Consider the following 15,283-nt stretch of genomic DNA (forward strand, 5'->3'; position numbering starts at 1 on the left):
ATCTCGATCATTTCGAAATCCGGCCCTTCCGCCAAGATTGATCCGGCCCGGTTTACTTGAGTCCGAAGTGAGCAGGGAGGGTGAAGATTCGGTGAGATTTGATTAAATATTTAAATCGTTTATCTATGATTAATAGTTTAAATCTAATGTTGCGCAGTTGGACCTAGTAGAAACACGGTATTCCGGCCCGAGCGGTCTGCTAGAATCATTAGCTTTCCCAAAGTAACCGAAAGGCCCGCAGTGATGGATCCTTCGAAAGATCAGCAAGAACAGCTTCGCCAGCAACTGCGCCAATCGGCGCTTGAGTATCACGAGTTTCCGACACCCGGAAAAATCAGTGTCACGCCGACCAAGCAACTGTCCAACCAACGCGACCTGTCGCTGGCCTACACGCCCGGCGTCGCTGCCGCCTGCGAAGAGATCCAGGCCGACCCGGACACGGCATTCCGTTACACGGCGCGTGGCAATCTGGTGGCCGTCATCACCAACGGCACTGCGGTGCTCGGACTGGGGAATATCGGCGCGCTGGCTTCCAAGCCGGTGATGGAAGGCAAGGCGGTCCTGTTCAAGAAGTTCGCCGGGATCGATGTGTTCGACATCGAAATCAACGAATCCGACCCGGACAAGCTGTGCGACATCATTGCCAGCCTGGAGCCGACTTTCGGCGGCATCAACCTGGAAGACATCAAGGCGCCGGAGTGCTTCTACATCGAGCGCAAGCTGCGCGAACGAATGAAGATCCCGGTCTTCCATGACGACCAGCACGGCACCGCAATCATCGTGTCGGCGGCCCTGATCAACGGTATCAAGGTCGCGGGCAAGGACATAAAGAACTGCAAGATGGTGGTGAGCGGCGCTGGCGCTGCTGCCCTGGCTTGCCTGGACCTGATCGTCGACCTGGGATTTCCGGTCGAGAACATCTTTGTCACCGACCTGGCCGGCGTTGTGTACAAGGGCCGCAAGGAGTTGATGGATCCGGACAAGGAAAAATTTGCGCAGGACACTTCTGCCCGCAAGCTGGCAGAAGTGATGCCGGGCGCGGATATTTTCCTGGGACTGTCCGCTGGCGGCGTCCTGAAGCCCGAGATGGTGGCGGCAATGGCGGCCAGGCCGCTGATTCTCGCGCTTGCCAATCCGACCCCGGAAATCCATCCCTACGAAGTGCGCGAAGTGCGCGACGACGCCATCATCGCTACCGGCCGTTCGGATTATCCGAACCAGGTCAATAACGTGCTGTGCTTTCCGTACATCTTCCGTGGCGCGCTGGATTGCGGCGCAACGACGATCAACCGGGAGATGGAGATCGCATCGGTTTACGCGATCGCCGAGCTGGCACAGGCGGAACAGTCCGATGTCGTCGCCACCACGTATGGCATTGACAACCTGGCGTTCGGACCGGAATACCTGATTCCGAAACCGTTCGACCCGCGCCTGGCAAGCCGTATTGCGCCGGCGGTGGCCAAAGCTGCAGCCGAGTCGGGCGTCGCCGCCCGGCCGATCGCCGACATGCAAGCCTATGTCGACAAGCTGGAGCAGTTTACCTACCGCAGCGGCACGTTCATGAAGCCGATCTTCGACATCGCCAGGAAAGCTCGGGCGGGCCAGAAGCGCATCGTGTACGCGGAAGGTGAGGAAGAGCGTGTTTTGCGCGCGGTGCAGGTGGTGGTCGATGAAGGCCTGGCCAAGCCGATCCTGGTCGGCCGGCCGGCTGTGCTGGCGCAGCGCATCGAACGATTCGGCCTGCGGCTGCGTCCTGAAATCGACTTTGAAGTCATCAATCCCGAGTTCGATTCCCGTTATCGCGACTACTGGCAGACCTACCTCGACATGACCCGTCGCAAGGGCATCACCGAGCAGTACGCCAAGCTGGAAATGCGGCGCCGGCATACGCTGATCGGGTCGATGATGATCCACAAAGGCGATGCCGATGGCATGATCTGCGGCACCTACGGCACGGCCCGTCTGCATCTGGAGTATATCGACCAGGTGCTGGGCAAGCGGCCAGGCGCCAATGTCTTTGCCGCGATGAACGGCATCCTGCTCAAGGACCGCAATGTCGTGCTGGTGGATACCCATGTGAACGAAGATCCGAGCGCAGCAGAGATCGCGGAAATCACGGTCATGGCTGCCGAGGAAATGCGCCGCCTGGGCATGTTCCCGCGCGCGGCGCTGCTGTCGCACTCGAACTTCGGCAGCAGCGACAGTCGTTCTGCGGTCAAGATGCGCGAGGCGCTGGCGATCATTCGCAAGATGGACCCCACCCTGGAAGTGGACGGCGAAATGCACGGCGATACCGCGCTCAATGCCGAGCGCCTGAAATCGATGATGCCGGATTCGCCGCTGACGGGAGATTGCAACCTGCTGGTGATGCCAAACATCGAGTCCGCCAACATTGCCTACAACCTGCTGAAGGTCGGCGCGGGTGGCGGCGTGGCGATCGGACCGCTGCTGCTCGGTTGCGCCAAGCCGGTGCACATCCTGACGCCTTCGGCTACGGTGCGCCGGATCGTCAACCTGACCGCATTGTGCGTGGTTGACGCGGTTTCGGAACGCTGAAGTCCGCAGTGTTGAATTGAAGCCGTTTTCCTGCAAGGGAAAACGGCTTTTTTGTTGGCCGCACTGCGCCGGGGCTGATCAGGAAGAAGCCAGCTTCAGCCCGATGATGCCGGCCACGATCAGTCCGACGCTCAGCAGGCGTCCCGCACTGGCCGATTCGCCGAACAGCAGGATGCCGAGTGCGACGGTTCCAACAGCACCGACGCCAACCCACACCGCATAAGCGGTCCCGACCGGAAGCTCGCGCATGGCAATGCCGAGCAGGCCCAGGCTTACCGCCATCGCGGCCAGCGTCGCCACGCTGGGCCAGAAGCGGGTGAAACCTTCGGTGTATTTCAGGCCGATTGCCCAGCCGATCTCGAACAGGCCGGCGATGACCAACAGGATCCAGCTCATGTCTTGCTCGTCAGCGCACTGCGCAATGGTACGCGGCCGGTCTGGACCAGTGGCGACGCGCGGTCGCAATGCCCGGCCTGATCATCGAAGAAGATGTGGGGCTTGAAGGCAGCCAGCACCTGCGATTTCGCCACCCCGCCCATGAAGAAGGTTTCGTCGATGGTCACGTCCCATGCCCGCAGCGTGCGAATCACGCGCTCATGGGCCGGCGACGAGCGCGCGGTGACCAGTGCGGTGCGGATCGGTGGCCGTCCGCTGTCCGGCGTGCGGCAGTTTTGCTGGATATAGGACAGCGCCTTCAGCAACCGGGCGAACGGGCCTTCGGGCAAGGGCTTCATCGCATTCTCGCGTTCATGGTTCTCGAATGCCTCTATGCCCTGGGTCTGGTAAATGCGCTCCGATTCGTCCGAAAAGATCACTGCGTCACCGTCGAACGCAATCCTGATCTGGTCCAGTTCTTCGAGGGCATTTTCCGGCTTCTGGTAAAGCAGCGCGGCTGCTGTGCCGGAATCGATCGCCGCCTGCACATCGTCTTCGTGCAGGGACAGGAACAGGCTGACGTTGAAGGCTTGCAGGTAGGGCGCGATCGAAGCGCCTCCCGACAGCGCCGCCCGGGTGATATCGAGCCCGTAGTGGCTGACGGAATTGAAAATCCGCAGCGAAGTCTCGGACGAATTGCGCGACATGATGACCACTTCGGCGAAGCGCCGGTTGTGGGTCAGTTCGTTGAGCTTCAGGAGCGCTTTCACCAGCGAGAAGCCGGCGCCCAGCGGCAATACCTCGTTTTCGTGTTCGATCTGGTGGCGGCGGTACATGTCCAGGCCTTGACTGCGAAAAATATCTTCTTCAGCTTCGAGGTCGAACAGTGCTCGTGAGGAAATTCCCACCACGAGCAGGTTATCGAGCGATACGGGCATAGGTGGTCCGGCTTTGTGCGCAAGCAGCCATTATAGGGGGGGATAGTGGCGGGGGTGGAGAGTGGCCACGGTGGAGAGTGGCCACGGTGGAGAGTGGCCAAGGTGGAGAGTCGCCAGGGTGGACAGCGGCGGGGGTGGGCCGTGGCGGGTTGGACAGCAGTGGACGTGGCCGAGCACGGAAAATTTGGCGGCGGCCGTAAGGATCATTAACTTTTCAGAGGTGGGTCGGCCAAAACGTTGCACCGCACATCGCTCGCATCATCCGTATATCGGCTGGAGCTCCTCGACTACGCTGCATTGCACCACACTAATAAATGGTCAATTTGTCCGATCACCGGAACACCCGCGTGGGCCGAGTGACAAAGACCGCACTTCTAGCCATTGGCATGGCGTAATTGCGGAACAGGGGGCTTTATGGGAATGGCCATCAACGAGCAACACACGATCAGGAAAAACGAGCAGCGCCCGCACAATCAAATCGAAGCCGGCAATCAGCCAGTCAGGCCGAAATTTGCAGAGGCAAGCAAGGCTGTAGCGCCAGCATTCAAGCAAGCCATGGACTATCTGAAGCGGCGGGCGGAGAAAGGCAAGTTGAGTGTCAGCGGCCCGGATGACGCGCCGATCTATGAGGTCCTCTCGAAATCCCATGCACGCAAGGCCAGCAAGGCCGCAAGCAATTTGACACATGCAAGAACCACTGGTGCCAACCTGTCCGCGAATTCCGTGGCCTCTGCGACGAAGGTGGCAGCGGGACTGGCAAAGGCGGTGAAGAACATTCCTGGTGGCGCCCAAGCAGCCGAGCTGGGCTCGAAAGTTGACCTTGGCGCATCGGGATCTGGCGTTGCGTTGAATGGCGTCGCGCTTGCGGCCAGCACCATCAGGTTCAAGAACATACGCAAGAAAAAGAAGGCCGCGATCAAGGACATGACCGAGAGCCTTGAGAAGGCGCGCGTGCATGTGAACAATCCCGAGGCCGCCAATGCAGAAACTGCGAAGGCATACCGCAAGTTCACGGCCGCAGCGAAGCTGGTACTGCACAAGGACAAGGATGGCTGGATCCCGGGTACTTCGGACTTGGGCCTGGAGCAACATCAGGCAGCGTCCACCGTGGCCCGCTATGCAATCAGCACGAGCAGTAACATCGTGAGCGTGATCGGCGCTGGTGCAAGCACTGCCGCCGCAAGCCCGGTTGGCCCTTTCCTTGCTGCGGCAGTGGGCCCTTTCGAAGCGATAGGCGCGAAGGCAGCGCTGGAAAGCGGGCGCCGCAAGTCGCACACGCTGGGCGAGAAACTCGCCAAGCTCGAATCGTGGCGATACCAGCGCAAGAACGCGGACCTGGAGCTTCCCGTCAGTGGGATTTTCCAGGCCTGCGCGGGCGAGGTCCGCCGCCAGGAACGGCTTGCGAACTGGGTCAAGCGAGGCGCGAGGTTACAGTTCGCCAAGGCCAGCGGCAACATGGCTTTCGGCATTGCCGGTGGCGTCATGCTTTCGCTGGGGCTTGCTGCCGTGGTCGGCACCGCGGTGCTGACGGCCGGCATCGTGGTGGCAGCCGCCGCCGCGGCATTGAGCGCAGCTTACCTGGCCTATGTCGCCGTACGCACGGTGCGCAATGCCCGCTCGGAGCGGCATGGCAAGCGCAGCCAGATGCAGGCCCAGGCCTTGATTGCCACGCACAGCCGGGATCAACTGCGCAGCTTCATGCGCGAAACGGATATGAAATCGAGGAGGGCCATTGCGATCACGGTTGAACGGGGCGGCCTTTTCAATGCGGGCAGAAGGGCGGTCCGGGTCCCATTGGTCGACGCAGGCAGGAATGCCTATGTCGGGCTGCATCTGATGTCGCATGAGTTGAGCGACATGATCGGGCGCGGCGACCGCGCAGAATGGCTGAGGCTGGATGCGGCAATCTCATTTCTCGCCAAACCGGAAGATCCACAGCAATCTGACCGGCACATAAGCAAAGAAGCCGGCGCAGTCCTGCGCTTGTTGCAGGCATCAGGCATGTCGCCGTTCGAGATCCAGACTCTTTGCGACGCTGCCAGCGCGATGAAGGGCGACGACCGGATTCTCTATCTGAAGCGGGCAATTGCCGGCGCGATCGGCATACCATTCCGGGTCGACTCAAGTGGCAAGGAGAAGGCGTTGACACCCTCCGCTTACCTTGGGCGGGTGCAGGACCTGATTGCGACCCCGGGGTTCGCGGCGAACGCGTTATCCAGCGACAAGAGCAAAAACTTCACAGCCGCAAAGGCGTTGTTCGCCGGGCTCGATTACCACGCTTTCGCCAAGGCGATGGCCGACCCGGGCCTGCCGCCAGGAGGAGAGGTGGGCTCGGCCGCTCACCTTGCGCGCAAGCTGGTGCTGGTTGAAGCCGAGCGCAGGCGCAGTGTTGTGGATGATCACTTTGCGGAAAAACTTTACTGGCCGTCCAATTCCTGAAAGAGGTCACGGGCTACCGCAACAAGGCGAGGAGGCTGTCAGGCGCCTCGCGACGTCCCTGATGCCGCGGCTGGCTGACAGCCGATTCGGCGGTGACCAGATCTGATGCACTCAGGCGTCAGCTTGACCAGTAGCTGCCAGCAGGGCGTTGTTTCACGGAAGTGCCAGTGAAGTGCAAGGAGAGGGAAGTGCTTGATTTTGCAGGAGAAGCGAGCAAAAGAGGGGTAGTACGTTGCTCACCTTGGTGCCGGGAGCCGGAATCGAACCGGCACGCTGTCTCCAGCGCGGGATTTTGAGTCCCGTGCGTCTACCTATTCCGCCATCCCGGCAACGCAGGCAGGATTATCCGCGATTTGTCGCGCCGGGGCAACCACAGAGAGCTTGTCGCACGGAATCAGCAGGCATTGCGACGACCGCCGACGTTGCGAATCATCTACTCCCGTTCATGAACAAAACGGCGATCCGGGTCGTCCAATTCGCATGCAATGCTGTTTTCCAATCCCAGGACCGATCATGCATCGAGCGCCCATGCCCACACCTGACAACGAGCCGACCGAGGACGATGATCCGGTGCCCGAGCCAGGCAATCCGACACCCGACGATCAGCCGGTTCCGGATCACAATCCGAGCATGATCCTGGCAACAGGAGGCTGGTGATGCCAGGCCGCATTCTGCAAAGCGGAACGCATATCGCACGAACGGATACCGCGCCGCATCCGGGAGGGTGGTACGAGGCCCAGGTGTTCGTGCGCCTGACCCGCGAGCCCGAGGTGGCGGAAACCTATATTCCGGCCGGCATGTATCCGTCCGAGGAGGAAGCATTGCGGGCGGCAGAGGAACGGGCCGAGCGCGCGCTGCGCGAGCATGAATTCTGAGCACTCCGGGAGGCCGGCGTATGGCTGCAGTGACCTACACCAAGCGGGACTGGAAGGCGGAAGCGGATATACAGCGCCTGCCTGACGGCAAGTACCAGGGCGTGGTGCTGATCACGCAGCAGGGAGGCGGATCAGGCGATGCGCAACCGCAATTGGTCGACGCCGTGTCCGATACCCCCGGGGAAGCACTGGAGGAAGCCAAGGCACTGGCTCATCGGCTGCTGGCGAAGCTGTAGGATTGCGCGCTCAGCCGCGTTTTTCTTTATCTTCTTCCTCTACCTTCTTTTGCACCTGATACAGGTACCACAGCAGGCCGGCGCCGACTACCGCCAGGCTGACGCTGTTGCCAAGCCAGAACCCGGCGGGGCCGCGCAGCACTTCGGGCATGATGGCAAAGGGGTCCAGGCCCATCAGGTAGCCGCCCCCAAGTCCGACGCCCCACAGCGCCACCGCGTACATGATGGTCGGCACGATCGCGACCCGATATGCCCGCAAGACGAAAGCGGTCGTCACCTGTACTGCATCGAACAACTGGTAAAAGCTGATGAACACGAACAAGGGTAGTGCTGCGGCAAACACCCGTGCGTCCGGGGTGTAGGCATGGATGATCGGCTCGCGCAGCAGCCAGATCGCGATGCCGATCGTCGATGACAATGCGGCCGCGAGCATGATCCCGGCCCGGCCGATGCGCCGCGCATCCTGCAGTCGGCCGGCCCCGATGGACTGTGCCACCAGCGTGCCGGTGGCATTCGCGATCGACAGTGGCAACATGTAGAGCACCGTACTCAGGTTGGCCGTGATCTGGTGCCCGGCAACCGGTTCCGGACCAAGCCGGGCGATGAACAGCGCCATGAAGGTGAAGGCGGTCACCTCGATCAGGTAGCTCAGTCCCATCGGGATGCCGAGTTTGAGCAGGGTCCGCTGGGCCTTCCATCGCGGCCTGGTGAAGCCGGCGTCGAACAGCCTGAACTGCCGGTAATGCGGCGAGAACCGCAGCAGTGCAAAACCGGAGAGCGCCATCAGCCAGGCAATGACGGTGGTCGCCATCGCACATCCGGGACCGCCGAAAGCCGGCAAGCCCAGTCCGCCGAAAATGAACAGCGTATTCAGCGGCACTTTCAGGAACAGCCCGGCAATCTGCAGGAACATCACCATCTTGGGCCGTCCCACTGCTGTGTTCAGCGACGCATAGACCCGAAAGGCCATGGTTGCCGGCAAGGCGAAGGCCAGCACCTGCAGGTAGGTGGTGACTTTTTCCTGCAGTTCGCCGGAAGCGCGGGCAATCGACAGCAAAGGTTGCGGATTCAGCAGGAACAGGCCACCTGCCAGCGTCAGTGCCAGCGCCAGCCACAGGCCCTGCCTGGTTTCCTCGCCGATCTCGGCATGACGCTTTGCCCCATACAGCTGGCCGATGATGGGTGACAGCGCCTGCAGCACGCCATTCAGTCCGACGAAAATGCTGACGTAGACCGAGCCCCCGATCGCCAGCGCAGCCAGGTCCACCGACGAATAGCGCGATGTCATTGCGGTGTCGATCACGCCATTGAAGATCACTGCCAGTTGGCCGATCAGCAGTGGCCAGGCAAGCGTTCCGATGCGTCGGGCGTGCTGAGAAAAATGTTGGGACGAGGTCATGGCAACGACAGGTCGGGCGGGGGCGCGATACTGGGCTCCTGCCCGGTGTTATCGGGATCCGCGCTGGTAAAGACGGAAACGTTCGTCGCGATCGGATGGACGGCGTCCTTCCCACAATAGTTTCCATTCGCCTTCATGTTGCTGCAGCAGTTGCCGGCTGTTTCGCTTTGAAAGGCTGTCCTGCAGAAGCAGGTAGCGGCAGGATTCCTGCCCCGGACGCGAGAACGCGACCCGGCCGAAATAGGCGAACGAGGCGCGCTGCGCCGGGCCGACGTTGGAATCCACGCAGTATCCGCCCTTGGGCAACTTGCCCGCGATCTGCTGTGCAACACCGGCGTAGCTTTTGCCGTAATTCAGCCAGGGCAGCCACAGTGTCATCAGCAGCAGCCAGCACAGGATGACGCCACCGGAGGAGAGTACTACGGCACGCCACAATACCGTTGGCCGGCGCGAAATGCGCCAGTGCACCAGCAGGATCCAGGCGATCGTGGCAGCGCTGGCGATCAGGAGCGCAATCAGGTTGAATTCGGGCTGGAATCCGGGAGCAAGCTTGAACGCGTTCCTGGCGATCTGATGCGGCCAGCCGGTCTGCTTGGCAATCCATCCCACCCAGATGAAGATGGCGCAGGTGCTCAGGGTCATGACCGAGAACCAGTCGACGGCGTTGATCGCGCTGCGCTTCATCGTGGGCAGGCCGAATGCGGCCAGTATCGCCAGTGGCGGCAGCAGCGGCAGCAATATCGATTCGTCCGAATGCGGATTGACCAGCGCCAGCAGGATCACCGCCGCCAGCACTGCCAGCGGCAGCCGGATGTGCAAGGCACTTGCCTGGTGGCGCCAGGCATAGACCGCCCATAGTGCGAACGGCCAGGCTGGCCACGTGAACCAGATGCCGTACTTGAGCAGGTAAGCCAAGTTGTGGAAGCCCGGTGCGCCCAGTTGCCCGGCATTCCATTCCAGCCATTCCATTGTCAACGCGCCGCTCTCCGGGCTCCATGCCCGCAGCACGAAGAACCACGCTCCCATGATCAGCAGGGCCAGGGGGCAGGACATCAGCAGCAACCTGCGCAATACCGGCCGATCGGCTAGGGCGGCTGGTATCAGCAGCGCGGCAGCGATTGTGGCGGGAACGACAAAGCCACGGGTCAGCGCCAGCAGGGCGAGCGTTACGCCAAGGGTCGCGGCACCACGTTTCGAGCCGGAATCGAACAGCCGGATGGCGCCATACATGGCCACACAGACCAATGACACCTGCAGTGCTTCGGCGCTGGTTTCGTGGCTGCGCAGAAGCAGGCCCAGGCAGCCGAGGTAGATCAGCAGTGCGCCATCGGCCAGGGTGCGGCCGTAGTCTTTCGGTGCCGGCTGGCCACCGAAGGCCAGCTTCAGCGGCTGCGCCTCCGTGCGCCGGCCGAGCAGATAGGTGGCATACCAGACTGCCGTGGCGCCGATCAGGAAAAAAAGTATGGTCGAGATGCGCGCGGCCAGCGGGTCGCCCACCAGCCAGCCGAACAGCTTGATGAAGATGGCGCCCAGCCAGAACGCCAGCGGGCCTTCCTCGGGCATCGGCATGCCGGCAATGTTGGGCAGCAACCAGTCCTGAAGGCCGCCGTGCGCCATGGTCCACATGATGCCGAACCCGGCTGCGTCATCGGATTTCCACGGGTCGCGCCGGATCAGGCCGGGCAGGATGTACAGCAGGCACAGAGATATGATTCCCCAGCGCGGCAGCGCGAGCGTGGCGGAGGCGGGGAGTCGGACGGGCTTCATCTGCAGAAAGGCTGCCTTCTCGGCTTATTGTGATTGGTGCCTATTGTGCCGGAAAAGGCACAGGGACGCGTCTGAATCGGCATTGAATCGGCATTGAATCGGCATTGACGCGTGGCCCGGACGGCACCATGGTAGCGCCGGGCAACAAAAAAGGCAGCCTAAGCTGCCTTTCCCGGAATGCCACGATACTTAGACGTTCTTGTTGCCGCGTGTGCCCAGCTTGGCAAACTTCTGGCGGAATTTCTCGACGCGGCCGGCGGTGTCGACGATCTTCTGGTTGCCGGTGTAGAACGGGTGCGATTGCGACGACACCTCGATTTTCACCAGCGGGTAGGTCTTGCCTTCGTGTTCGATCGTTTCACGTGTTTGCACGGTGGAACGGGTGACGAATTTGAAATCGCATGACAGGTCGTGGAACACGACTTCGCGATAGTTCGGGTGAATGCCTTCTTTCATTTACTAGCCTCGGATGGTTGGGTAGCCAATCGCCACTTCGTCGGTCAACATTGCTTCCTGACCCGATTGACGTTCACTTGCCCGGTTGGGGAAAGGCGGGATTATACCGAAAATCGAGGTCTATTTCGAGGGGGTGTTGGTTTTTGCTTATGCGTTCACTGCTTGGGTAGCCGCAGCGGCGACTGCACGCACAACCGGATTGCGGCCCCCACGGTTCCGCTTGCAAGCGGAACCGATCCGGACGGCGCGGCGCATGCGCCGCGAATTACCGTCCTCAGCTGGCGCCGCGTCGCATCATGTCGAAGAACTCGGCGTTGGTCTTGGTCGCCTTGATCTTGTCGAGGATGAATTCCATCGCCTCGATCTCGTCCATGCTGTACAGCAGCTTGCGCAGGACCCAGATTTTTTGCAGCTGGTCGGGCTTGATCAGCAATTCCTCGCGGCGGGTGCCGGACTTGTTGAGGTTGATTGCCGGGTACACGCGCTTCTCGGCCAGGCGGCGCTCGAGATGCACTTCCATGTTGCCGGTGCCCTTGAATTCTTCATAGATCACGTCGTCCATCCGGCTGCCGGTTTCGATCAGGGCAGTGGCGATGATGGTGAGCGAGCCGCCTTCTTCGATGTTGCGGGCGGCGCCGAAGAAGCGCTTCGGCCGTTGCAGCGCATTGGCATCGACACCACCGGTCAGCACCTTGCCGGAGGCCGGGATCACGGTGTTGTAGGCGCGTGCCAGGCGGGTGATCGAGTCCAGCAGGATCACGACGTCGCGCTTCATTTCGACCAGCCGCTTGGCTTTTTCGAGCACCATTTCTGCAACCTGCACGTGGCGGGTCGCCGGTTCGTCGAAGGTCGATGCCACCACTTCGCCACGGACCGAACGCTGCATCTCGGTCACTTCCTCTGGGCGTTCGTCGATCAGCAGGACGATCAGCGTTACGTCGGGATGATTGGTCGTGATCGAGTGAGCGATATGTTGCAGCATCACCGATTTTCCGGACTTCGGCGACGCTACCAGCAATCCGCGCTGGCCTTTGCCGATCGGCGCAATCAGGTCGATGATGCGGCCGGTGATGTTTTCCTCGCCGCGCATCTCGCGTTCCAGGTGCAGCATCTTGCTGGGATGCAGCGGCGTCAGGTTTTCAAACAGTATCTTGTGCTTCGATGCCTCCGGCGATTCGCCGTTGACCTTGTCCACCTTGACCAGCGCGAAGTAGCGTTCGCCATCCTTCGGGGTGCGGACTTCACCTTCGATCGAGTCGCCGGTGTGCAGGTTGAAGCGGCGGATCTGCGACGGCGAGATATAGATGTCGTCAGTCGATGCCATGTAGCTGGCGTCTGGCGAGCGCAGGAAGCCGAAGCCATCCGGCAGCACCTCCAGGGCGCCATCGCCAAAAATCTGTTCGCCCGACTTGGCGCGTTTTTTCAGGATGGCGAACATCAGTTCCTGCTTGCGCAAGCGCGCGGCATTTTCTATGTCGAGGCCAATTGCCATCTCTAGCAGGGCAGAGACGTGCATTGCCTTCAGTTCGGATAAGTGCATGTGTTTGTGTCCCGGGACGGGAATGTTAGGTGGGGGAGGGGACTGCGGTGTGGTGGAGTCTTCGGAACGGCGGCACGGGCGTGCCGCCGCTTGCGTCTTTTCAGATGTTGCTGTCGATGAAGGCGGTAAGCTGGCCCTTGGCCATTGCGCCGACTTTCTGTGCTGCGACCTGGCCGTTCTTGAACAGGATCAGCGTCGGAATGCCGCGGATGCCGAACTTGGCTGGTATGGCCTGGTTGGCGTCGACGTCCATTTTTGCGATCTGGATCCGGCCGTCGTATTCCTTTGCGACTTCCTCGAGTATCGGCGCAATCATCTTGCACGGACCGCACCATTCGGCCCAGAAATCGACCAGCACGGGTTTGTCGGAATTCAGCACGTCGGAATCGAATGATGCGTCGCTGATGTGTTTGATATTTTCACTCATGGTTTCCTCAATTGAGGGGAATGGAGTCATGTACCGCAGGGGGGCTTTTGTTGTTTCCCGACGATAGCCGGTCGGGGCGGCAGATCACTCGACATCAAGCTGTTCAAGGGAAGGATCTGAACGGGGCTCAAGAGGTGGTACGACGGGGAATTGGAATGATCATAACCGATTTTTCAAAAATGTGTGGCGACTGATGTCAGGACGCTCACGATCGCAGGTTTGAGCGAACTGGCATAAAGAGCGCGATGGACCGGCTTGACAGGTGTCAAGGTATTTCCTGGCGGCTTCGATACTGTGGATCGATCTCCTCCCTTGACCTGGTGGCTGGTCGTGCACATCGTCGACATCACCATGTTCTATCCCGCCGAAAGCGGTGGTGTACGCACCTATCTGTCCGCCAAATCCAACTGGCTGTCGCAGCGGCGTGGCATCGAGCATACCGTGATCGCGCCGGGCGCGGGCAGCAGGACGGCGCGTGACGGGCATGGCCTGATCGCGGTGCCGGGAATCCGGATTCCCGGTCGCATGGGCGTCCGGATTCCGCTGTCCACGGCCCGTGCCGAGCGCGTCCTGACCACGCTGCGCCCGGACCTGATCGAAGTCGGCGACCCATACCAGTTTGCATGGACCGCATTGCGGGTAAAGCGCGCTCTCGGCGTCCCGGCGATCGCCTTTTACCACACCGATCTCCCGCGTGTGGTGCAGCAGCGATTCGGCGGCGCGGCATCTTTTGCTGCGATCGCCTACCTGCGCCGCCTGTACCGTGATTTCGATCTGGTGCTGGCGCCAAGCCGCGCTGCGGTACAACGGCTGCACAGCATCGGTATCGAACAGGTGCGGCATCAAGCGCTCGGCGTCGACACTGGCATATTCCATCCCATGCGTCGCAGCAGCACCTTGCGCGAGGAACTGGGCCTGCCGGACAACACCCGCCTGTTGGTTTATGCCGGGCGCTTCACCCGTGAAAAGAAATTGCCGCTGCTGGTTGACGCAGTCGAGCACCTGGGGCCGCCCTACCATTTGCTGATGATTGGCGGCAGCATGGGAAAGCGCCGTTCGTCCAGCGTCACCTGTCTCCCGTTCCAGACGAATCGCGAGCTGGCACGGCTGCTTGCCAGCTGCGACGCGCTGGTGCATCCGGGCGATGGCGAGACCTTTGGCCTGATCGTGCTGGAAGCCATGGCGAGCGGCATACCGGTGGTCGGCGTGCGCTCCGGCGGCGTGGCCGAACTGATCGACGACAGTTGCGGAGTCCTGGCTGATCCGAATCACACGGGCTCCCTGGCGCAGGGCATCCGGCGCCTGTACGCGCGCGACATGGCGGCCATGGGCCACGCAGCGCGCGCCAGGGTCAGCCGGCTTTACGACTGGCAGGTCATCATGCCGCAGTTCTTGCGCCAATATGCCAGGGTACTCAATGCCGCGGGCGGCGGCCTGATCGAGCGGGAGGCGAGCGATGGCTGGATCTGAACGCGCGCTGTGCGTGGCCATACACGACGTCGCACCGGCGACCTGGCCATTGTGCGAGAAGCTGATCGACGCGATCGGGCAGGTGGCGCCGATACCGCTCACATTGCTGGTAGTGCCGGCGTATCACCACCGCTGCCAAGGCGAGCATCACAATGCCTGCTTCGCTGCGCTGCGCCAGCAGATGGCACAGGGCAGCGAGCTTGCCCTGCACGGCTATACCCATCTGGACGAGGGGCGCAGGCCCGACTGCTCCTGGGCGTACTTCTGGCGGCAGATCTACACGCAAGGCGAGGGCGAATTCGCCGGGCTCGATGTCGGACAGGCCCGCGAGCGCCTGGGCTGGGGCCTGGAATGGTTCGCCCGGCAGGGCTGGCCGGTCGATGGCTTCGTTGCACCCGCGTGGCTCATGTCGGAGGGCAGCTGGCAAGCGCTGCAAGAATTTCCCTTCCGCTATACCACGAGCTTTTCGCGGATCTACCTGCTGCAGCAGCGACGTTCGTTGTTTGCGCCCAGCCTGGTCTACAGCGCCCGCAGCGGATGGGGCAGCGCCTTCTCACGTTCGGGTAATGACGCAGTCGCCAGGATCTTGCGCGACGCGCCGCTGCTGCGCCTGGGCCTGCATCCGCGTGACGCCAACCGCCCGTCGACCGTTCTTCATTGCCAGCGCTTGCTTGAAAAACTGTTGCAAAGGCGGCAAGCCATGACCAAGTCCGCGTTCGCATCGCGCTGGTCGGCCGCCCCGGATGATGAATATTTGTCCACAAAGTGGTGGGCGGCCGGCAAACCGGTGTGAATGTGTGTGGTT

General features: G+C 61.5%; 14 protein-coding genes and 1 tRNA gene. 7 read left to right on the forward strand and 8 right to left on the reverse strand.

The genetic code is table 11. The features are described from left to right. Positions 1 to 243: 243 nt before the first annotated feature. On the forward strand, positions 244 to 2,556 hold the full coding sequence (locus FVE66_RS10650; protein WP_151447420.1) for an NADP-dependent malic enzyme: 2,313 nt from the start codon (positions 244 to 246) through the stop codon (positions 2,554 to 2,556). A gap of 78 nt (positions 2,557 to 2,634) precedes the next feature. Here FVE66_RS10650 and sugE read toward each other — a convergent pair whose 3' ends face one another. Together sugE and FVE66_RS10660 are read right to left on the reverse strand one after the other, a co-directional pair. After that, positions 2,635 to 2,952, reverse strand: a complete 318-nt coding sequence (gene sugE, locus FVE66_RS10655) for a quaternary ammonium compound efflux SMR transporter SugE (protein ID WP_151447421.1) — start codon at positions 2,950 to 2,952, stop codon at positions 2,635 to 2,637. Further along, positions 2,949 to 3,869, reverse strand: a complete 921-nt coding sequence (locus FVE66_RS10660) for a 5'-nucleotidase (protein ID WP_151447422.1) — start codon at positions 3,867 to 3,869, stop codon at positions 2,949 to 2,951. Before FVE66_RS10660 ends, sugE begins: the two co-directional genes overlap by 4 nt. A gap of 555 nt (positions 3,870 to 4,424) precedes the next feature. Between FVE66_RS10660 and FVE66_RS10665 the strand changes: the two genes are divergently transcribed. Continuing rightward, on the forward strand, positions 4,425 to 6,308 hold the full coding sequence (locus tag FVE66_RS10665) for a hypothetical protein (RefSeq protein WP_151447423.1): 1,884 nt from the start codon (positions 4,425 to 4,427) through the stop codon (positions 6,306 to 6,308). Positions 6,309 to 6,550: 242 nt separating this feature from the next. Here FVE66_RS10665 and FVE66_RS10670 read toward each other — a convergent pair. After that, positions 6,551 to 6,637 (reverse strand) — tRNA-Leu (locus FVE66_RS10670). Between the two features lie 199 nt (positions 6,638 to 6,836). Here FVE66_RS10670 and FVE66_RS20605 point away from each other — a divergent pair. The 3 genes from FVE66_RS20605 to FVE66_RS10680 are packed head-to-tail and all read left to right on the forward strand — an operon-like array spanning position 6,837 to position 7,419. After that, a complete protein-coding gene (locus FVE66_RS20605) occupies positions 6,837 to 6,965 on the forward strand; it encodes a hypothetical protein (RefSeq protein WP_277753162.1) in 129 nt (42 codons plus the stop codon). Then, entirely contained in the window at positions 6,965 to 7,183 is a 219-nt protein-coding gene (locus FVE66_RS10675) for a hypothetical protein (RefSeq protein WP_151447424.1), read from the forward strand. The genes FVE66_RS20605 and FVE66_RS10675 overlap by 1 nt, the downstream gene beginning before the upstream one ends. A gap of 20 nt (positions 7,184 to 7,203) precedes the next feature. Beyond that, a complete protein-coding gene (locus FVE66_RS10680; protein ID WP_151447425.1) occupies positions 7,204 to 7,419 on the forward strand; it encodes a hypothetical protein in 216 nt (71 codons plus the stop codon). A 10-nt stretch (positions 7,420 to 7,429) separates the two neighbouring features. On the opposite strand, the gene FVE66_RS10685 is transcribed toward FVE66_RS10680, so the two are convergent. The 5 genes from FVE66_RS10685 to trxA all read right to left on the reverse strand — a co-directional run bounded on the left by FVE66_RS10685 (position 7,430) and on the right by trxA (position 13,008). Next, positions 7,430 to 8,818 (reverse strand): MATE family efflux transporter, encoded by a 1,389-nt coding sequence (locus tag FVE66_RS10685; protein WP_151447426.1) that lies wholly within the window; start codon positions 8,816 to 8,818, stop codon positions 7,430 to 7,432. 48 nt (positions 8,819 to 8,866) lie between these two features. Continuing rightward, a complete protein-coding gene (locus FVE66_RS10690; RefSeq protein WP_151447427.1) occupies positions 8,867 to 10,585 on the reverse strand; it encodes an ArnT family glycosyltransferase in 1,719 nt (572 codons plus the stop codon). A 189-nt stretch (positions 10,586 to 10,774) separates the two neighbouring features. Beyond that, the gene (locus FVE66_RS10695) at positions 10,775 to 11,041 is read right to left on the reverse strand and encodes a type B 50S ribosomal protein L31 (protein WP_151447428.1); all 267 of its coding nucleotides are present in this window, start codon (positions 11,039 to 11,041) and stop codon (positions 10,775 to 10,777) included. A 274-nt stretch (positions 11,042 to 11,315) separates the two neighbouring features. Continuing rightward, entirely contained in the window at positions 11,316 to 12,581 is a 1,266-nt protein-coding gene (gene rho / locus FVE66_RS10700; RefSeq protein WP_151447429.1) for a transcription termination factor Rho, read from the reverse strand. Between the two features lie 100 nt (positions 12,582 to 12,681). Beyond that, the gene (trxA, locus tag FVE66_RS10705) at positions 12,682 to 13,008 is read right to left on the reverse strand and encodes a thioredoxin TrxA (RefSeq protein WP_151447430.1); all 327 of its coding nucleotides are present in this window, start codon (positions 13,006 to 13,008) and stop codon (positions 12,682 to 12,684) included. Between the two features lie 312 nt (positions 13,009 to 13,320). Here trxA and FVE66_RS10710 point away from each other — a divergent pair, with 312 nt between their 5' ends. Further along, positions 13,321 to 14,478: a glycosyltransferase family 4 protein gene (locus tag FVE66_RS10710; RefSeq protein ID WP_241673147.1), complete on the forward strand. Its 1,158-nt coding sequence runs from the start codon at positions 13,321 to 13,323 to the stop codon at positions 14,476 to 14,478. Next, positions 14,465 to 15,271, forward strand: coding sequence for a DUF2334 domain-containing protein (locus FVE66_RS10715; RefSeq protein WP_151447431.1), 807 nt, complete (start codon positions 14,465 to 14,467; stop codon positions 15,269 to 15,271). Before FVE66_RS10710 ends, FVE66_RS10715 begins: the two co-directional genes overlap by 14 nt. The last annotated feature ends 12 nt before the right edge of the window (positions 15,272 to 15,283 follow it).

This window comes from Lacisediminimonas profundi (assembly GCF_008831265.1).
Taxonomy (GTDB): domain Bacteria; phylum Pseudomonadota; class Gammaproteobacteria; order Burkholderiales; family Burkholderiaceae_D; genus Lacisediminimonas; species Lacisediminimonas profundi.